The sequence below is a fragment of the Streptomyces sp. NPDC104581 genome (assembly GCF_055583685.1).
This window is the reverse complement of record NZ_JBVJNN010000047.1, coordinates 1-19,223: the sequence shown is the minus strand read 5'-3', so window position 1 is coordinate 19,223 and position 19,223 is coordinate 1. Positions and strand designations below refer to the sequence as shown.

The window sequence follows — 19,223 nt, the reverse complement described above, 5'->3', positions numbered from 1 at the left end:
CCGTTAGTGTGGGGCCCCGTCCGAGACGCCCCAACGCCCCGTCGGGGCGACCCCCCGGCCGGAGGGCCCCTACCTCGATGTCCGCCACCACAGCCGCGTTCGATTCAGCCACCGCACCGGAGTACCCGCGGCACGTCGTCACCGCCGTGCTCGTCTCCCACGACGGTGCCCGCTGGCTTCCCGACGCCCTCACCGGGCTGATCGGCCAGGAACGCCCCGTACAGAACGTCATCGCCGCCGACACCGGCAGCGCCGACGAATCGGCCGCGTTCCTCACCGAATCGCTCGGCCCCGACCGCGTCGTCCACCTCGCCCGCCGCACCGGCTTCGGTACGGCCGTCGAGGAGGCGGTCCGCACCGCCGGCGTGCTGACACCCGACGACCTGCCGTATCTGAAACGGCCGAGCGGCTGGGACCCGGTCACCAGGACCTGGCACGACGAGGCGTACGACATGCCCGACCTGCCGCACGGCGAGCCCGTGCAGTGGCTGTGGCTGCTCCACGACGACTGCGCGCCCGAGCCCGACGCGCTCGCCGAACTGCTGCGCGTCGTCGACACCGACTCGCACGCCGCGATCGTCGGCCCCAAGCTGCGCGGCTGGTACGACCGCAAGCAGCTCCTGGAGGCCGGCGTCTCCATCGCCAACAGCGGGCGCCGCTGGACCGGGCTGGACCGGCGCGAGCAGGACCAGGGCCAGCACGACCAGGTCCGCACCGTCCTCTCCGTCTCCAGCGCGGGCATGCTCATCCGCCGCGACGTGTGGGAGGAACTCGGCGGCTTCGACCGCAGACTCCCGCTGATGCGCGACGACGTGGACCTGTGCTGGCGCGCGCACGCCGCGGGACACCGGGTGCTCGTCGCGCCCGACGCCGTCCTCAGACACGCCGAGGCCGCCGCCCGCGAGCGCCGCACCGTCGACTGCGCGGGCCGCTCCGTCGTCAACCCGCACCGGGTCGACAAGGCCGGCGCCGTCTACACGATGCTCGTCAACTCACGCGCCGCCGTCCTGCCCTACGTACTACTGCGGCTGATCGTCGGCACACTGCTGCGCACCATCGCCTACCTGGTGGGCAAGGCACCGGGGCAGGCCGTCGACGAGGTCATGGGCCTGTCCGGCACGCTCCTGAGGCCCGGCCGCATCGTCGCCGCGCGAAAACGACGCGGCAAGGGCGTCGTCGAGGCGAGCGAACTCCGCGCGCTTTTCCCGCCACCCGGCGCCACCGTCCGGGCAACGGCCGAGCAAGTAGCTGGAAGCCTCGGTGGCGGCTCTGAGACCGAAGCCGGTGGCTCACGCCACGGCGCGGTGGAGTCGGGCCCCGGCGGGGACGACGCGGACTTCCTGGAGGTCGAGCAGTTCGCCCGGCTGAAGCGCCTCGCGCACAAGCCGGGCCCCGTCCTCTTCGCCGTACTGCTCGTCGTCTCACTCGTCGCCTGCCGGGCCCTGCTCGGCGGCGGCGCCCTCGCGGGCGGCGCGCTGCTGCCCGCGCCGCCGGACGTGGCGGGCCTGTGGTCCCGTTACGCCGACGGCTGGCACCCCGTCGGCACGGGCGGCACCCAGACCGCGCCGCCCTACCTCGCGGTCCTCGCGGCCCTGTCGGCGCTGTTCCTCGGGTCGACCGGCTTCGCGCTGACCCTGCTGCTCGTCTGCTCCGTACCGCTGGCCGGAGTCACCGCGTACTTCGCCTCCCGGCCGCTCGTCGAATCGAAGCTGCTGCGGGCCTGGGCGAGCGTCGCGTACGCCTTCCTGCCCGCCGCCACCGGCGCCCTGGCCACCGGACGGCTCGGCACGGCCGTGCTGGCCGTCCTGCTGCCGCTGATCGCGCGTGCGGCCGTCGCGGCGTACGGAATCCGCGCCGAGCCGAAGGAGGGCTCCGCGAGTCCGGCGCGCGGGAGCTGGCGCGCCACCTGGGCGTACACCTTCCTGCTCACCCTCGCCATGGCGTTCACCCCGATCGTCTGGCCGATGGCGCTCGTCCTCGGCCTCGCCGTCCTGGCCCTGCGCCGCGACGACATCGTGGCCTACGGGCTGCGCCTGCTGGCCGTGGCCGGCACCCCGCTGCTGGTCCTGGCCCCCTGGTCGCTCTCGCTGCTGACGTCACCGTCCGGCCTCTTCCGCGAGGCGGGACTGGAGTTCGGAACCGGACAGGCCACCGCGCTCGATCTGCTCGGCATCAGCCCCGGCGGCCCCAAGGCCGCGGGCGGGCTGCTGCTGATCGGCGTCGTCCTGGCCGCACTGGCCGCGCTGCTGCGCGGTGAGCGGCAGTTCGCCGTCCGCGCGGCCTGGGCGACCGCCCTCGTGGCGCTGGTCTTCGCCGTCTTCGCCAACAACTCCGGCTGGGCCGGGCCCGCCACGCTCCTCTACGGTCTCGCGCTCATCGCCGCGGCCGTGCTCGGCGCCGACGGCGCCAGGGAACGCGTCGCGAGCCAGAGCTTCGGCTGGCGCCAGCCCGTCGCCGCGCTCATCGCCCTCGCGGCCGGCGCGGCCCCGCTGCTCGCCGCGGGCGGCTGGATGATCAGCGGCGCCGCGGGCCCGCTGGAGCGGCGCGACCCCGTGCAGGTGCCGGCGTTCGTCGCCGAGGAGAGCATCACCCGTGACCAGCCGCGCACCCTGGTCCTCGGTGGCACGTCGCCCGCCGAGGTCTCCTACTCGCTCGTACGCGGCTCCGGCGGCCGGCTCGGCGACGCCGAGCTGACCGAGTCCGGTGGCAGCGACCCCGGCCTCGACAAGGTCGTCGGCCGTCTGGTCGCCGGCTCCGGCGCCGACCAGACCGATCAGCTCAGCGGATTCGCGATCCGCTACGTCCTCGTCCGGGACGGCGCCCCGGCGCAGATGTCGCGCGTGCTCGACGCCACCCCCGGCCTGAGCCGGCTCAGCCAGCTCGACGGCAGCGCGCTCTGGCGCGTCGACCGTCAGATCTCGCGGGCCACGATCATCGAGGGCGAGAACGACGCCGAGCCGCTGCCCGTCGGATCGTCCACGGTCGAGGCCCACACCGACATCCCGGCCGGCAAGGCCGGACGTGTGCTGCGGATCGCCGACCGGGCCGCCGAGGGCTGGCAGGCCACGCTCGACGGCAACCTCCTTGAGAAGACGACCGTCGACGGCTGGGCGCAGGGCTTCGAACTGCCCGCCGAGGGCGGCCGGCTCGACCTCACGTACGAGGACTCGTTCACCCACACCGCGTGGGTCTGGGCGCAGGCGGCGCTCGGCGTCGTCCTGCTCGTGCTCGCCCTGCCGGGGCGGCGCCGGGAGATCGACGACGACCTGCCCGACGAGCGCGCCGACGTACCCGCGCAGCCCGTGTCCGGCGAGGGCCGCCGGGCGCGCAGGCTGCGGGCGGCGGCGCAGGCGGAAGCCGAGGCGGGAGCGGGGACCGCGGCGGTCGCCACCGACAGCGGCGACACGACCGTGCCGCCGCCCCCGGCGGAGGCCCCGTACGCCGCCGCTGCGGCCGTTCCGCAGCAGCAGTCGTACGGAGAGTGGGACGGCCAGGCGTCCTACCAGGGCGCGGAGTACGGCTCGTACACGAACGAACAGCAGTACCAGGGCGGACGGAACGAGCAGCAGGGGTACGAAGGCGCCGCCCACCAGGGCGGACAGCAGTACGACGGCACGCGGCAGTACGAGGGCGCCGCTCAGTACGACGCCGACGGATACCAGCAGTACCAGCAGTATCCGGCGGACCAGTACCAGCAGCAGGCGCCGGTCCAGTACGACCAGTACGGATACGTCGTCCAACAGCCGTACACCGAGGGGCAGCAGCCCTACACCGCGCCCCAACAGCCGTACACCGACGGCGATGAGAACGAGCAGCGCCCCGACGGGAGCAGAAACCAGTGAACCGCACGACCCTCTCCCTCATCGCCGCCGCCACCGCACTCGCCGCGGTCACCGGCTTCGCCGCGGTCAGCGCGCCGGACGGCACCGACACGACCGCGACGGCGAAGACGGCCGCACGGCTCCCCGTGGAGCGCAGCAGCCTGCTCTGCCCCGCGCCCAGCACGTCGGAGCTGGCCGAGACGGTGTACACCTCCTTCACGCCGGCCGGGAACGGCGGCGCGGGCACCGGCGGCACGGCCGAACTGGCGCCGTCCGCCGCTCCCTTGGACGACACGGCCGCCGACGACGACAAGAAGGACGAGGCGGGCGACGAGGCGGGCGACGCCACGGACGGGGAGCAGGACGGCGAGCAGACGGACGACGCGGCCGGGGACGAGGCCGCGAAGGAGCCCGCCGCGGACGCGGCGGACGCCGGGGCCAAGCCGTTCCTGGCCCTCAAGGAGCCCGGCAAGCCCGTCTCCGGGACGAAGAACACCTCGGACGCCCCCGCCCTCGTCGGCACGGCCACCGGCCCTCTCGCGCCCGGCTGGACCGCTCAGCAGACCACCACGGTCACGGGTGGCGACGGACGCGGCCTGTTCGGTATGAACTGCACCCCGCCCGACACCGACTTCTGGTTCCCCGGCGCCTCCACGGACAAGTCCCGCCAGGACTACGTCCACCTCACCAACCCGGACGACACGGCGGCCGTCGCCGATGTCGCGCTGTACGGCAAGGAGGGCACGCTCAAGTCCGACACGGGCGAGGGCATTCCGGTACCGGCGCGGTCCAGCGTCCCCGTCCTGCTCTCGACGCTCACCGGAGAGGCCGAGCCGAACGTCACCGTCCACGTCAGCACCCGCACGGGCCGGGTCGGCGCCGTGGTGAACGCCGCCGACGAGAAGCTCGGCGGCGACTGGCTCGCCGCCTCCGCCGATCCGGCAGCGCGCGTGGTGCTCCCCGGCATCCCGGCCGACGCCACCTCCGTACGACTGGTGGTCTTCGCGCCGGGTGAGGACGACGCCGAACTGAGGGTGCGACTGGCAGGCGAGAGCGGCACGATCGTCCCCGCCACGGCGGCCGAGACACTGAACGTCAAGTCGGGCATGACGGCCTCGCTCGATCTGGGGGACGTCACCAAGGGCGAGGCCGGCTCGGTGCTGGTGGGCCCGGCGGAGGGCGCCGGCGAGACCCCGGTGGTCGCCGCGCTGCGCGTCGTACGGGGCAAGGGCACCGACCAGGAGGTCGCCTTCGTCCCGGCGACCGGCCCGGTCACGGAGCGCGCGACGGCCGCCGACAACCGGGCCAAGGGCTCGACGCTGTCACTGACCGCGCCGGACGGCACCGGCAAGGTGAAGGTCACCGCGTCGGCGGGCACCGGGGGAGGCGAGCAGGTCGTCAAGACCTACTCGGTCAAGGGCGGCACCACGCAGGCCGTCACCCCGCCCGTGCCACAGGGCCTCAAGGGCTCGTACGCGCTGACGGTGGAGCCCGAGTCGGGCGGTCCGGTCCACGCGGCGCGCACACTGGCCCTGACCCAGGACGGCGTCCCCATGTTCACGGTGCAGACGCTGCCGGACGACCGGGGCATGGTGTCCGTACCGGCGACGAAGGAAGACCTCTCCGTACTGAAGTGACGCCGGGGGCGGGACCGCGGGAACCCTCGCGGTCAGTCCTGGCCGTACCGGGGGTCGACGGATTCCGGTGCGAGCCCCAGCAGTTCGGCCACCTGCTCGACCACCACCTCGTGGACGAGCATCGCGCGCTCCTCGCGGTTCTTCGTACGGATCTCGACGGGCCGCCGGTACACGACGATGCGCGCGGGCCGGTCCTTGCCCTCCGGGAGTGACCGGCCGAGCGGCACCGACTCGTCCTCCGCGCCTGGCACGTCGAGGACGAGGAAATCCATCTCCGCCAGCTGGGGCCAGCGCCGTTCCAGCCGCTCCACGGAGTCCCGTACGAGATCGCGGAACGAATCCGAGCGGCTCGCCGAGAGCGGAACCTGCGGCGGGGCGACGGGTCCGCGCATCCCGCGGCCGTGACGGTCGCGGCGGCGAGGTCTCGGCTCGGTCGGATTCGGCGGTACGGGACTGTCCATCACTGACGCAGGGTAGCTCTCATTCGGCACGCCGCGACGGCGTGCCGTGACCACCGGACGTCATGTCGCAAATTGAGCATTCCGGCCAAGCCTGGGCTCGTTTCGCTTCGCCGGCCGGATCGTGGCGCTCGCCTCCAATGACGGGATTTGCCCCAAGTAATGACTGATTCACTGATGGTAATCGGTCGGTTACTCCTCCTCCCGTGCAGGTCAGGGCAGTTGTGAGGGTCGCCGGCGGGGCGAATTCCGTGTCACGACACGGCGGGGTGACGTGAGGGAGAGTCGTCGCGGCCCGCTCAAGAGTGCGGTACCGTCCAACATCGTGAGCCCTGTACGTCGCTGTTCGCGCACCGCGTGCGGCCGTTCCGCTGTCGCGACACTGACGTACGTCTATGCCGATTCGACCGCGGTCCTCGGCCCGCTCGCCACGCATGCCGAGCCCCACTGCTACGACCTGTGCGCCGAACACAGCGAGAGACTGACCGCGCCACGCGGGTGGGAGGTCGTCCGGCTCACGGACGGTTCGGCGCCGGCCCGGCCCAGCGGGGACGATCTCGAAGCCCTGGCGAACGCCGTGCGTGAGGCCGCGCGTCCTCCGGAGAGAACGGCCGGACCCGGTGTGAACGGGCCGCGCGGGGCGGAGCAGACGGAGGCCGGGCGCCGCGGGCATCTGCGGGTGCTGCGTTCACCCGATTCCTGACCCGCGATTCCCGGCGCCCGGTCGCGAATCCCGGGTCTCCGGCTCGCCGCACCAGGCCCTGGGTTCCTGACTCCCGGGTCATCTCCGGCCGCGCCCTCGCCTCCCTCACCGGCTTTCGGTGACGGATCCTGCACGGGCCATTGACCTTGTATGTCGTGGACACGATCATGCCTCCCAGCCGTGAGAGATCACTTTCCGCATCGCGGAATACGGAGGCCCTCGTCGTGTTCGAACAGCAACTGGAACCTGTCGCCGATTCACTCGGCGTGTCCGCCCTCGTCGCCGCGCTTCCCCTGGTCACCGTGCTGGTGCTGCTCGGTGCCGTCCGTATGAAGGCGCATCTTGCCGGACTGACAGGTCTGGCCGTCGCCGTCCTGGTCGGCTGGCTTGCTTTTGGAATGCCGCTCGGCCAGACCCTCTCCGCGGGCGCGCAGGGCGTCGTCTTCGGCCTCTTCCCGATCATGTGGATCGTCGTCAACGCCCTCTGGGTGTACCGGATGACGGTCCGTACCCAGCACTTCGACATCCTGCGCCGCTCGTTCGGGCGGTTCTCCGACGACCCGCGCATCCAGGCGCTCGTCGTCGCCTTCTGTTTCGGCGCGCTCCTCGAAGCACTCGCCGGCTTCGGCGCGCCCGTCGCCATCTCCGCGGTGATGCTCGTGGCACTCGGCTTCGACCCCGTCAAGGCGGCCGTCGTCGCCCTCGTGGCCAACACCGCGCCCGTCGCCTTCGGCGCCATGGGCACGCCCGTCGTGACCCTGGCCCAGGTGACCGGACTGCCGCTGGACACCGTCGCCTCCGTCGTCGGCCGCCAGACGCCGCTGCTGGCCGTCGTCGTCCCCCTGGTGCTCGTCCTGCTCGTCGACGGCAAGCGGGGCCTGCGAGAGACCTGGGCGCCCGCCCTGGCATGCGGACTGGCCTTCGGCGCCGCGCAGTTCGTCGCCGCCAACTACGTCTCCGCCCAACTCGCGGACATCGGGGCCGCGCTGGTGGGCGCCGCCGCGCTGCTCGCCGTCCCGAGCGCGCGCAGGCCGGCCGACGAGGCGGTGCGCGCCTCCGTACTGACGGGCGCCCGCAGCGAGGACCTCGACGTCGAGGACGACCGCCGCGAGATCGTCCGCGCCTACGCGCCGTACGGCCTGATCGTGGTCATCTTCTCCCTCGCGCAGATCCCGCCGGTCAAGGACCTCCTGGCCGAGGCGACCCAGTCCTTCGACTGGCCCTTCCTCAACGTCGCGGACTCCGAGGGCAAACCGGTCGGGGCCAACGTCTTCTCGCTGCCGCTCATTTCGACCGGCGGCACACTCGTCCTGATCGCGGGCCTCCTGACGGCCGCGGTGATCGGGCTCAAGGCGAAGGACGCGGTGAGGGAGTGGGCGGCCACCGTCCACGAACTGCGCTACGCCATCCTCACCGTCGTATCGGTACTGGCCCTCGCCTACGTCATGAACCTCTCCGGACAGGCGGCCACCATCGGCCACTTCGTCGCGGCGGCCGGTGCCGGGCTGGCGTTCCTCTCGCCCGTGCTCGGCTGGTTCGGTGTCGCCGTCACGGGCTCCGACACCTCGGCCAACGCCCTCTTCGGCGCGCTCCAGGTGACGGCGGCGCGTGAATCCGGGCTGTCCCCCGAGCTGTTGGCGGCGGCGAACAGCTCCGGCGGTGTGCTCGGCAAGATGATCTCCCCGCAGAACCTGACCATCGCGTGCGCGGCGGTCGGCCTCGCCGGCAAGGAAGGCGACCTCCTGAGGAAGGTCCTGCCCTGGAGCCTCGGGCTGCTGCTGGTGATGTGCCTGATCGTCGTGGGGCAGAGCACCTTCGTCCTGGGGTGGATGCTGCCGTAGGCGCGCCGCGGCCGGGCCGGGGACGTGCCTCGGGACCCCTCCCGGGGACGGGTAGTTTGTGATGACTGTCCGCAGAGACCTCAGGAGGGGTGGCCGTGGCCGACTTGGGCCAGATCGTGAAGGCGTACGACGTACGTGGCGTGTATCCGGACCAGCTCGACGACCGGCTCGTCGAACTCTTCGGGGCGGCCTTCGTGGAAGTCACGGGCGCCACGGCGATCGTTGTCGGTCACGACATGCGGCCCTCCTCGCCCCATCTGGCGGCGAGCTTCGCCAACGGCGGCGTCCGGCGCGGGGCCGACGCCACGCTGATCGGGCTCTGCTCGACGGACCAGCTCTACTACGCCAGCGGGGCACTGGACCTGCCGGGCGCGATGTTCACCGCGTCGCACAACCCCGCGCGGTACAACGGCATCAAGATGTGCCGCGCGGGCGCGGCGCCGGTGGGGCAGGACACCGGCCTGGCCCAGATCCGCGCGCTGGCCGAGCGGTGGCTCGCCGAAGGCCCCCCGGAACCGGCCGAGAAGCCGGGAACGATCACACAGCGTGACACGTTGACGGATTACGCCGCCCATCTGCTGTCCCTGGTCGACCTCTCGGCGATCCGCCCGCTGAAGGTCGTCGTCGACGCGGGCAACGGCATGGGGGGCCACACCGTGCCCACGGTCTTCGCCGGGCTGCCCGTCGACCTGGTCCCGATGTACTTCGAACTGGACGGCACGTTCCCCAACCACGAGGCCAACCCGCTTGATCCGCGCAACATCGTGGACCTCCGGGCCCGGGTCCTCGCCGAAGGCGCCGATCTGGGGCTGGCGTTCGACGGGGACGCGGACCGCTGCTTCGTCGTCGACGAGCGGGGCAGGGGCGTATCACCCTCTGCGATCACGGCCCTGGTCGCCGAACGCGAACTCGCCAAGCACCCGGGCGGCACGGTGATCCACAACCTGATCACCTCCTGGTCGGTCCCCGAGGTCGTCAGGGAACAGGGCGGCACCCCGGTCCGCACGCGCGTCGGCCACTCCTTCATCAAGGCGGAGATGGCCCGAACCGGCGCCATCTTCGGCGGCGAGCACTCGGCGCACTACTACTTCCGCGAGTTCTGGAACGCGGACACCGGCATGCTCGCCGCGCTCCACGTCCTGGCCGCACTCGGCGGCCAGACCGGACCGCTGTCCGAACTCGTCGCCTCCTACGACCGGTACGCCGGATCGGGCGAGATCAACTCCACGGTGGACGACCAGACGGCCCGCCTGGCCGCCGTACGGAAAGCCTTCTCCGACCGCGAGGGCGTCACGACCGACGAGCTCGACGGACTGACCGTGACCACCCCCGACTGGTGGTTCAACCTCCGTGCCTCCAACACGGAACCGCTGCTGCGCCTCAACGTGGAGGCCCGCGACGAGCCGACGATGGCCAAGATCAGGGACGAGGCCCTGGCTCTGATCCGGTCCTGACTCCGGGCCGGCGGCTGAGGGCTGGGGGCTGGGGGGCTGTGGCGTGGGCCGCGGTTCCCACCCGGATCGCCGGACGGGGGCGGTACGGGGTTCCGGAGCGCCCCCGGTTTGGGCGGCGGCTGGCGAGCAGCGGCGGAGCACCGCTCACCCCCGTCCGGCGCCCGCCCGAGCCCCACCCCCGGAACGAGCCCGGCTCCACCCTCCGGCGGTAGGCTGACGTGGTCCGATCCGTACCACCCCGTACGCCTCAGTTCGTTTGAAGGGACACCACCCCATGCCGCTCGAAGCCGGCCTCCTGGAGATCCTCGCCTGCCCGGCCTGCCACGCGCCGCTCAACGACCGCACCGAAGCCGACACACCCGAGCTGATCTGCACCGGCGCGGACTGTGGCCTGGCCTACCCGGTCCGGGACGACATCCCCGTGCTCCTCGTGGACGAGGCCCGCCGCCCCGCCTGAGCGAGCCCCGCACCCGCAGGCCCGCACCCACAGGCCCGTGCCCACGCGCCGTCCACGGCGCCCGGTGATCGGAGACACACCTCCCATGCTCGACGAGTCCTTGCTCGACGCGCCGGACGCGCTGGCACGCGCCGACCACCGCGGGCTGCTCCTCGGCGCCGCCGAGGCCGGGGCACGTGTACGCACCGCCGTCCGGCACGCCGCCGAGGCGGGCATCGGACAGCTCAACCCCGAGGGCCGCCCCCGCGCCGTGCTGTTCGCCGGCTCCGGCACCGCCGCACTCAACGTCGCCGACCTGCTCGGCGCGCTCGCCGGCGCCGCCGCGCCCGTCACCCTCCTGCGCCCCACCGGTGTCGCCCCCGCCCCCGGCGCCCTGCGCTGGGCCCTCCCCGGCTGGGCCGGCTCCGTCGACCTGCTCCTCATCGCCACCACGGACGGCGGCGAACCGGGCCTCGCCCTCCTCGCCGAGCAGGCGTACCGCCGCGGCTGCACCGTCGTCGCCGTCGCCCCGCACCCGTCCCCGCTCAGCGAGGCCGTCGGCGGCACGCACGGTCTCACCGTGCCCATGGCGCCCACACCCCAGGAGCAGTACGAGGAGATCCAGGCGGCCAGTCCGGGTGCGCTGTGGGCGCTGTTCACCCCGCTCCTCTCGCTTCTTGACCGCGTCGGACTGCTCACCGCGTCCGCGGGGACCCTTCAGCTCGTCGCCGACCGTCTCGACAGCGCCGCCGAACGCTGCGGCCCGGCCATCGCGACCTACAGCAACCCCGCCAAGACCCTCGCCGCCGAACTGGCCGACAGCCTCCCCCTCATCTGGACGGAGGGCACGGTCGCCGCCCCCGCCGGTCGCCGCTTCGCCGCCGTACTCGCCGAGCTGTCCGGCCGCCCCGCGCTCGCGGCCGAGCTTCCCGGCGCCCTGCCCGCACACGGCCTCCTCCTGGGCGGAGACTTCGCCGGCGGCACCGCGGACCCCGACGACTTCTTCCGCGACCGCGTCGAGGAAACCCAGCCGCTGCACGCCCGGGTCGTACTGCTCCGCGACCGCCCCGTCGGCGGACTGACCGCGGCGCCCGCCGCCCGCGAACTCGCCATCAGCCACGAGACGGCCATCAGCGAGCTGGAGCCGCGAGAAGGCAGCGAACTCGAAGCCCTCGCGGAACTCGTCGCCGTCACCGACTTCACGGCCGTCTATCTGGCCCTGGCCTCCGGCAACCGCGAATGACCCCCACCGGCCCGTCCGGCCGGCCCACGCGCTGAGCGCCCCTCACAGCCCCCGGGGCCGCCCACTCCGTCCCGTACGTCACGGAACAAGAGCAAGGAACCACCCATGGACCGCCTCTCCAACACCGTGCGCCCCTACGCCTGGGGCTCCACGACCGCCATCCCGGAACTGCTCGGCACCGCCCCGACCGGCGAGCCCCAGGCCGAGATGTGGATGGGCGCCCACCCGGGGGCCCCGTCCCGTGTCAACCGCGCCACCACCCCCGCGGACCACCCCCTCTCCGACCTCATCGCGGCAGCCCCCGAGACGGAACTCGGCGCCCCCACCGTCAAGAAATTCGGACCACGTCTCCCCTTCCTCCTCAAGCTCCTCGCCGCCGGCGCCCCCCTCTCCCTCCAGGTCCATCCCGACCTCGCCCAGGCGAAGGAGGGCTACGCCGCGGAGGAGCGCCAGGGCGTCCCCATCGACGCGCCGCACCGCAACTACAAGGACGCCAACCACAAGCCCGAACTGATCTGCGCCCTCACCCCCTTCGACGGTCTGTGCGGCTTCCGGGCACCCGACGAGACCGCCGACCTCCTGGCCCGGCTCGACGTCGACTCCCTCAAGCCCTACGTGGACCTCCTGCGCGCACACCCCGAGGAAGCCGCGCTGCGCGAGGTCCTCACCGCCGTGCTGACCGCCGACCCCGACGAGATGTCACACACAGTGCATTCCTCCGCAGAGGCAGCGGCACGCCTCGGCGGCGAGTACTCGCCATACGTGTCGATCGCGCACCACTACCCCGGCGACCCCGGCGTCATCGCGGCCATGCTGCTCAACCACGTACAACTCCAGCCCGGTGAGGCCCTCTTCCTCGGCGCCGGTGTCCCCCACGCCTATCTGAGCGGGCTGGGGGTCGAGATCATGGCCAACTCGGACAACGTCCTGCGCTGCGGCCTCACCCCCAAACACGTCGACGTACCGGAACTGCTCCGCATCGTGCGCTTCGAGTCGACCGAGCCCGCCGTGCTCCGCCCCGAGGCGTCGTCGTCCGGCGAGGAGGTGTACGAGACCCCGATCGACGAATTCCGGCTGTCCGGCTACGGATTGGCCCCGGGCGCCGAACCCCGCGATCTCACCACCGGCACCCCGCAGATCCTGCTCTGCACGGCGGGCACCCCGCGCGCCAACGAAATCGGCCTGAAACCTGGTGATTCGGTCTTCGTCCCCGCGGGCGAGAAGACCGAACTGACCGGTACGGGAAAGGTCTTCAGGGCCACCGTCATCGCCTGAACCGGAGCTTCCCGCACGGTCCGCCCCGGCGGCTGCAACAATGTGCCGCCGTACCGCGGCGCCAGGGCCGCAGACCGAGGAAGGGAACCACCGCACCCATGAGCGCGTCAGGCGGAACCAAGGCGATCGTGGCGGCGCTCGCCGCCAACCTAGCGATCGCAGTAGCCAAGTTCGTGGCGTTCCTCTTCAGTGGCTCGTCGTCCATGCTCGCCGAGAGCGTGCACTCGCTCGCCGACTCCGGCAACCAGGGGCTGCTGCTCCTCGGCGGCAAGAAGGCGAAGCGCGAGGCGACCCCGGAACACCCCTTCGGCTACGGTCGCGAGCGTTACATCTACGCGTTCCTCGTCTCCATCGTGCTCTTCTCCGTCGGTGGCATGTTCGCCATCTACGAGGGCTACGAGAAGATCAAGCACCCGCACGAGATCGAGGCGTGGTACTGGCCGGTCGGCGTCCTGGTGTTCGCGATCATCGCCGAGTCGTTCTCCTTCCGCACCGCCATCGTCGAGTCCAACCAGACGCGCGGCAAGCGCTCGTGGAAGGAGTTCATCCGGCACTCCAAGGCCCCCGAACTCCCCGTCGTCCTGCTGGAGGACCTCGGCGCGCTGGTCGGTCTGATCCTCGCGCTCCTCGGTGTGAGCCTGGCGCTCGCCACGGGCAACGGCGTCTGGGACGGCATCGGCACCCTCTGCATCGGCGTCCTGCTCATCGTCATCGCGTTGGTCCTGGCCGCCGAGACGAAGTCGCTGCTGCTCGGTGAGTCCGCCGCCCGGGAGGACGCGGAGAAGATCAAGGCCGCGATCGTCGACGGCGACGTCGTCACCGGCATCATCCACATGCGCACGCTCCACCTCGGCCCCGAGGAACTGCTGGTGGCGGCCAAGATCGCGGTCGAGCACGACGACACGGCGGCCGAGGTCGCCCAGGCCATCAACGCGGCCGAGCGACGCATCCGTGACGCGGTCCCGATCGCCCGTGTGATCTATCTGGAACCGGACATCTTCAACGCTGCCGCCGCGGCGGCGGGCACCAACCCCGCCAAGTCGCCGGGCGGCGCGGAGACCGTGCCGACCTCCGAGCCGGGCTCCGGCTCAGGCCCCGGCAAGGACGACCACTGATCAACGCGCTCGTCTCCGTGGAGAGGCCCCGGCAGCGATGACGTGCCGGGGCCTCTCCACGGAGGAACCGGTGCGACCCCCGGTCGTTCTCGGCCATATCCGGACCGAGGACATGCGGCGAAAACGCCGGTAAGGCCCGAGTTGGGGCCCCTTCGGAGCCCGTCACGGACGGGGACCGCACCCAGGCGCCCTTTAGGGCGCTGGGCCGATCGGTGTAGATTCGTCACCAGAGCCAGACGTCGCTGCTGATGGCGGTCGGGCGGTCTGCGGCGCGGACCGGCCGAGGGAGAGAGGGCCTCCGACGGACTGCGTTTGCGTACGTCCGGGCATTCCTATGCCCGCCCGCCGCAGAGTCAGCCGTACCCACCCTCGACCCCTTCACGAGGAGCAGCTCGCTATGACCACTGTCGCCAACCGACAGGACTTCAAGGTCGCCGATCTCTCGCTTGCCGACTTCGGCCGCAAGGAGATCACCCTCGCCGAGCACGAGATGCCCGGCCTGATGTCGATCCGCAAGGAGTACGCCGAGGCGCAGCCCCTCGCCGGCTCCCGCATCACCGGCTCCCTGCACATGACCGTGCAGACCGCCGTCCTTATCGAGACGCTGGTCGCGCTCGGCGCCGACGTCCGCTGGGCCTCCTGCAACATCTTCTCCACCCAGGACCACGCCGCCGCCGCGGTGGCCGTCGGCCCGAACGGCACCCCTGACGACCCGCAGGGCGTCCCGGTCTTCGCCTGGAAGGGCGAGACGCTCGAAGAGTACTGGTGGTGCACGGAGCAGGCCCTGACCTGGCCCAACGCCTCCACCGGCGGCCCGAACATGATCCTGGACGACGGCGGCGACGCCACCCTCCTCGTCCACAAGGGCGTCGAGTTCGAGAAGGCCGGCGCGGCCCCGGACCCGGCCACGGCGGACAGCGAGGAGTACAGCCACATCCTCCGTCTGCTCAACCGCACCCTCACCGAGAACCCGCAGAAGTGGACCCTCCTGGCGTCCGAGATCCGCGGCGTCACCGAAGAGACCACGACCGGTGTCCACCGTCTCTACGAGATGCACCGTGACGGCACGCTTCTCTTCCCGGCGATCAACGTCAACGACGCCGTGACGAAGTCGAAGTTCGACAACAAGTACGGCTGCCGCCACTCCCTGATCGACGGCATCAACCGCGCCACCGACGTGCTGATCGGCGGCAAGGTCGCCGTCGTCTTCGGTTACGGCGACGTGGGCAAGGGCTGCGCCGAGTCCCTGCGCGGCCAGGGCGCCCGCGTGATCATCACCGAGATCGACCCGATCTGTGCGCTCCAGGCGGCGATGGACGGCTACCAGGTCTCGACCCTGGACGACGTCGTCGGCATCGCCGACATCTTCGTCACCACGACGGGCAACAAGGACATCATCATGGCCTCGGACATGGCCAAGATGAAGCACCAGGCCATCGTCGGGAACATCGGCCACTTCGACAACGAGATCGACATGGCCGGTCTCGCCAAGGTCCCCGGCATCGTCAAGGACGAGGTCAAGCCGCAGGTCCACACCTGGAAGTTCCCCGACGGCAAGACGCTGATTGTCCTGTCCGAGGGCCGCCTGCTGAACCTCGGCAACGCGACCGGCCACCCCTCCTTCGTGATGTCCAACTCGTTCGCGGACCAGACGCTGGCCCAGATCGAGCTCTTCACCAAGCCCGAGGAGTACCCGACCGACGTCTACGTGCTGCCCAAGCACCTCGACGAGAAGGTCGCCCGCCTCCACCTCGACGCCCTCGGCGTGAAGCTCACGACGCTCCGCCCCGAGCAGGCCGCGTACATCGGCGTGAAGGTCGAAGGCCCGTACAAGTCCGACCACTACCGCTACTGACCCACAGACACCGCCGCTGACACCAGCGGTACGGGCAGGCCCCCACACCCCCGTGTTGGGGGCCTGCCCAGGTCTCCGGCTCCTGGTCCCACCGGCTTCCGGTCCAGCGGTCCAGACGGCCCGTGTGTGCGGCGGCGCTTCCGTGCGCTCCCCGGCGCGGGCTCCGAGGACATCGAAGGACTCCCGCACATGCCCCGTGGCCGCTACTCACTCCACGACCCGCACGACCACACCCCCCTCGGCGAAGAACACTTCCACTGCGCGCCGGGGCCCTCGGGCTGGCGCTACGTCTCCCAGATCACCGCTCCCTCCGGCGAGCACTCCGGCTCCGTCGACCTCACGCTCGACGAACTCGGCCGCCCCATCCGTCTCGAACTGCACGCCGCGAGCTGGCGCGTGCGTGCCGCCGCACTCGAAGGCGTCACCTGGGTCCGCACCGACCCGACCGGCACCGAGGCCACCGAAGGCAATGTCCCCGCCCACGCCTTCACCGGTGCTTCCCCCGCTTTCCTCGTCGCGATCACCCGCCTGCTCCGCCTCACTTCCGCTTCCCCCGTGACTCGCGTCCGCCTCGTGGCGTTCACGGACCCTGTGCTGGCCCCCCGTACTGTCGACCAGTCCTGGGCGCTACTGAGAAGTGAAGCGCATGCCACTGACAATGGGCCCCTGAGCGTGGACGAATACCAGGTCAGCGCGCTGGACACCGGTGAGCAGCACACCGTCCACATCAGCGGCGACGTGGTACTCGCGGCGCCGGGTGTCGAACTCGAAGACCTCGAATCCCCACCGTCGACCCTCTCCTGACGCCGGATCGGCCCAACGGCGCGGCTGCCGCCCTATGCCGGTGGCGCGAACCCGGAACCGGAAGCCGGTGGATCGGCCGGACCCCGTCCGTGAGTTGACGCCGTCTCAGCCGCCTGATGCCGTACCTCGGGCGGTTGCACGGCTCGTGCCTGCACGGCCTCCGGCTGTTCGTTCCGCTGTCGGGCGTCCTGCGGTCGCGTGACGTCCGGCCGGTCCGGGTGGGGCGACCGGACCGGCGGCGGCCCGCCGACATCAGTGGCCGCGCCGAAGGCCCGGCGCGCGTCCCGTGCCTGCCGTTCGCTCACCACTGCCGCCAGATATGCCGCCGGCGGCACCCCGTGGGGGAGCGGCACACCCGTACGCGCCGCGAGATCACCCGCCAGCCTCTCCGACATCGACCACCCGACGCCGGGGTCGAGTTGCCGCATCCGGGTCAGGTACTGCCGTATCGCCAGCCACAGATCGTCGGGCACCGACGACAGATCCAGCTCGGCGAAGCGGCCGACGAGCCAGGGCGGCGGAGGCGGCACGGCAGGGGCCCGATCCGCCGGCACCCGCTCCCGTACGACCAGCGTCCCCGCGAACAGGTCCCCGACCCGGCGTCCACGTGCCGAGACGAGCGAGGCGATGGACGCGATGACGCCGAACGACATCAGCAGCTCCACCACACCGATCGCCCCACGCACCAACGCGTGACGGAAACGGATGGGCCCACCGTCGTCACGCACCACCCGGAGCCCACAGGCCAACTTCCCCAGCGAACGCCCGTGGCTGAGGGTCTCCACCGCGATCGGCACACCCACCGGTATCAGCAGGAAACTCGCGACCGCCAGTGCCGCCACCGCCGCCGTGTCCAGTGAATCCGTCACGATGGCGAGAACGATCGAGACGGCGATGTAAGCGGTCCAGACGACCACCAGGTCGATGACGACGGCCAGCGCCCGGCTCGGCAGCTTCGCGGGGCGCAGCCCCAGTACGACCGCGTCGCCCGTCACAAGCTCATTCACCGGTGCCACCCTTCGCCGACCTTCTCTGCCCCCGGACCGCTCAGTCTGCCAAGCTGGCCTGCAACGCGCCGCAGTAGTAGGACCGTACGCACCCAGTGCCTGGAGCAGCAGCCGACCATGGATCTCGACGTCTTCGTGACGGCCCACCGACCCGAGTGGGACCGCCTGGACTTTCTCCTGCGCCGAGGACGCCACTTGACGGGTGCCGAGGCGGACGAACTCGTCGCTCTCTACCAGCGGACAGCCACTCATCTCTCCCTGATCCAGTCCAGCGCCCCCGACCCCATGCTCATCGCGCGCCTGACCCAGCTGGTGGCGCGGGCGCGCGCGGTGGTCACCGGAACCCGTCGCGCGGGCTGGCGCGACGCCGCGCGCTTCCTCTACGCGGGTTTCCCCGCCGCCGTGTACCGCTCCCGGCACTGGTGGATACCCACCGCGCTGCTCTCGGTGCTCGTCGCCGCGCTCATCGGCTGGTGGATATCGGCGCACCCCGAGGTCCAGTCGGCGATCGCGGCCCCCGAGGACCTGCGCAGGATGACCCGGCCCGGTGGTGACTACGAGTCCTACTACTCCAGTAACCCCGCGGCATCCTTCGCCGCACAGGTGTGGACGAACAACGCACGGGCCGCGGCCATGTGCCTCGTTCTCGGTGCCTTCCTCTGCTTCCCGGTGATCTGGATCCTCTTCCTGAACATGCTCAACCTCGGCGTGGGCATCGGCCTGATGTCGTCGGCCGGCCGTCTGGACACGTTCCTCGGCCTCGTCCTGCCCCACGGTCTGCTCGAACTGACCGCAGTGTTCGTCGCGGCGGGTACGGGTCTCCGACTCGGCTGGACCTTGATCGACCCGGGACCGCACACCCGTCGGACAGCGCTCGCCCAGCAGGGCCGGGCCGCCGTGGGCATGGCAATCGGCCTGGCCCTGATCCTCTTCGTCTCGGGCCTGATCGAGGGCTTCGTCACCCCGTCCGGCTTGCCGACATGGGCACGCATCACCATCGGTGTCCTGGCCGAGGCCGTCTTCCTCGTGTACGTGTACGTACTGGGCGGACGAGCGGCTCGCGCGGGGGAGACGGGCGACGTGGAGGACGCCGACCGGAGCGCCCAACTGCCCACGGCGGCCTGATGTGCGTCGGGCGTCGCCTACCTGTTAGTCTCCTCTCCGCCCCGCAAAGATCGCTGCCGATCGTTGACACGGTCTGTGTGGGGAGGTAGATTTGAACGGTTGCCTCGGAGATGGACATGTTCGAGAGTGGCGTGCTTGTCTACTCGGCTCTGAGTGGGAATCGAATTTCCGCAGGGCCTTCCGATACATCATCCGAATCGCAACGGCCGATTTAGTTCGGCCCGGATGTTTCTGATAATGTCGGGCTCGCCGAAAGGCAAAGGGCCAATCCAAAGGCCATCAGGACTCTTAATCGAGACCGCTTCTCCATGAGGAGCGAGACACGAAAAGGTTCTGATAGAGTCGGAAACGCAAGACAGCACAACAGCAAGACAGTAGGACCGAAGGGAAAGCCCGGAGGGGCCCGGTGACGGGACCGAAGGAAGCGTCCGTTCCTTGAGAACTCAACA

14 protein-coding genes are annotated in these 19,223 nt (G+C 71.3%); 12 read left to right on the top strand and 2 right to left on the bottom strand.

All coding sequences use genetic code 11. The features are described from left to right. Positions 1–77: 77 nt before the first annotated feature. Together ACZ61E_RS28150 and ACZ61E_RS28145 are read left to right on the top strand one after the other, a co-directional pair. Positions 78–3,842: a glycosyltransferase gene (locus ACZ61E_RS28150; RefSeq protein ID WP_469702780.1), complete on the top strand. Its 3,765-nt coding sequence runs from the start codon at positions 78–80 to the stop codon at positions 3,840–3,842. Then, entirely contained in the window at positions 3,839–5,458 is a 1,620-nt protein-coding gene (locus tag ACZ61E_RS28145) for a DUF5719 family protein (protein ID WP_469702778.1), read from the top strand. Before ACZ61E_RS28150 ends, ACZ61E_RS28145 begins: the two co-directional genes overlap by 4 nt. Before the next feature lie 32 nt (positions 5,459–5,490). Here the strand turns inward: ACZ61E_RS28145 and ACZ61E_RS28140 are convergent, their stop codons facing one another. Continuing rightward, positions 5,491–5,919 (bottom strand): metallopeptidase family protein, encoded by a 429-nt coding sequence (locus ACZ61E_RS28140; protein ID WP_469702816.1) that lies wholly within the window; start codon positions 5,917–5,919, stop codon positions 5,491–5,493. 271 nt (positions 5,920–6,190) lie between these two features. Here ACZ61E_RS28140 and ACZ61E_RS28135 point away from each other — a divergent pair, with 271 nt between their 5' ends. The 9 genes from ACZ61E_RS28135 to ACZ61E_RS28095 all read left to right on the top strand — a co-directional run bounded on the left by ACZ61E_RS28135 (position 6,191) and on the right by ACZ61E_RS28095 (position 16,642). After that, positions 6,191–6,619 carry a DUF3499 domain-containing protein gene (locus ACZ61E_RS28135; protein ID WP_469702777.1) on the top strand — a complete coding sequence of 143 codons (429 nt, stop codon included), beginning with the start codon at positions 6,191–6,193 and terminating at the stop codon, positions 6,617–6,619. A gap of 224 nt (positions 6,620–6,843) precedes the next feature. Further along, positions 6,844–8,460: an L-lactate permease gene (locus tag ACZ61E_RS28130; RefSeq protein WP_469702775.1), complete on the top strand. Its 1,617-nt coding sequence runs from the start codon at positions 6,844–6,846 to the stop codon at positions 8,458–8,460. Positions 8,461–8,555: 95 nt separating this feature from the next. Continuing rightward, on the top strand, positions 8,556–9,914 hold the full coding sequence (locus ACZ61E_RS28125) for a phosphomannomutase/phosphoglucomutase (RefSeq protein ID WP_469702774.1): 1,359 nt from the start codon (positions 8,556–8,558) through the stop codon (positions 9,912–9,914). A 274-nt stretch (positions 9,915–10,188) separates the two neighbouring features. Beyond that, positions 10,189–10,371, top strand: a complete 183-nt coding sequence (locus ACZ61E_RS28120) for a Trm112 family protein (RefSeq protein WP_469702772.1) — start codon at positions 10,189–10,191, stop codon at positions 10,369–10,371. An 85-nt stretch (positions 10,372–10,456) separates the two neighbouring features. Then, positions 10,457–11,593, top strand: coding sequence for an SIS domain-containing protein (locus ACZ61E_RS28115; protein WP_469702771.1), 1,137 nt, complete (start codon positions 10,457–10,459; stop codon positions 11,591–11,593). A 105-nt stretch (positions 11,594–11,698) separates the two neighbouring features. After that, on the top strand, positions 11,699–12,868 hold the full coding sequence (manA, locus tag ACZ61E_RS28110; protein WP_469702770.1) for a mannose-6-phosphate isomerase, class I: 1,170 nt from the start codon (positions 11,699–11,701) through the stop codon (positions 12,866–12,868). A gap of 98 nt (positions 12,869–12,966) precedes the next feature. Next, entirely contained in the window at positions 12,967–13,983 is a 1,017-nt protein-coding gene (locus ACZ61E_RS28105; RefSeq protein ID WP_469702768.1) for a cation diffusion facilitator family transporter, read from the top strand. A gap of 397 nt (positions 13,984–14,380) precedes the next feature. Continuing rightward, entirely contained in the window at positions 14,381–15,838 is a 1,458-nt protein-coding gene (ahcY, locus tag ACZ61E_RS28100; protein ID WP_469702767.1) for an adenosylhomocysteinase, read from the top strand. 189 nt (positions 15,839–16,027) lie between these two features. Further along, positions 16,028–16,642, top strand: a complete 615-nt coding sequence (locus ACZ61E_RS28095; protein ID WP_469702766.1) for a hypothetical protein — start codon at positions 16,028–16,030, stop codon at positions 16,640–16,642. Between the two features lie 32 nt (positions 16,643–16,674). Here ACZ61E_RS28095 and ACZ61E_RS28090 read toward each other — a convergent pair whose 3' ends face one another. Then, positions 16,675–17,649, bottom strand: a complete 975-nt coding sequence (locus ACZ61E_RS28090) for an RDD family protein (RefSeq protein ID WP_469702765.1) — start codon at positions 17,647–17,649, stop codon at positions 16,675–16,677. A gap of 117 nt (positions 17,650–17,766) precedes the next feature. Between ACZ61E_RS28090 and ACZ61E_RS28085 the strand changes: the two genes are divergently transcribed. After that, entirely contained in the window at positions 17,767–18,774 is a 1,008-nt protein-coding gene (locus tag ACZ61E_RS28085) for a stage II sporulation protein M (RefSeq protein ID WP_469702763.1), read from the top strand. Positions 18,775–19,223: the final 449 nt, after the last annotated feature.

Bases quoted from the DNA above. Each gene is read 5' to 3' on its own strand.
- ACZ61E_RS28150 (WP_469702780.1), top strand. From the start codon at position 78: ATGTCCGCCACCACAGCCGCGTTCGATTCAGCCACCGCACCGGAGTAC.
- ACZ61E_RS28140 (WP_469702816.1), bottom strand. From the start codon at position 5,919: ATGGACAGTCCCGTACCGCCGAATCCGACCGAGCCGAGACCTCGCCGC.
- ACZ61E_RS28120 (WP_469702772.1), top strand. From the start codon at position 10,189: ATGCCGCTCGAAGCCGGCCTCCTGGAGATCCTCGCCTGCCCGGCCTGC.
- ACZ61E_RS28115 (WP_469702771.1), top strand. From the start codon at position 10,457: ATGCTCGACGAGTCCTTGCTCGACGCGCCGGACGCGCTGGCACGCGCC.
- manA (WP_469702770.1), top strand. From the start codon at position 11,699: ATGGACCGCCTCTCCAACACCGTGCGCCCCTACGCCTGGGGCTCCACG.
- ACZ61E_RS28105 (WP_469702768.1), top strand. From the start codon at position 12,967: ATGAGCGCGTCAGGCGGAACCAAGGCGATCGTGGCGGCGCTCGCCGCC.
- ahcY (WP_469702767.1), top strand. From the start codon at position 14,381: ATGACCACTGTCGCCAACCGACAGGACTTCAAGGTCGCCGATCTCTCG.
- ACZ61E_RS28095 (WP_469702766.1), top strand. From the start codon at position 16,028: ATGCCCCGTGGCCGCTACTCACTCCACGACCCGCACGACCACACCCCC.
- ACZ61E_RS28085 (WP_469702763.1), top strand. From the start codon at position 17,767: ATGGATCTCGACGTCTTCGTGACGGCCCACCGACCCGAGTGGGACCGC.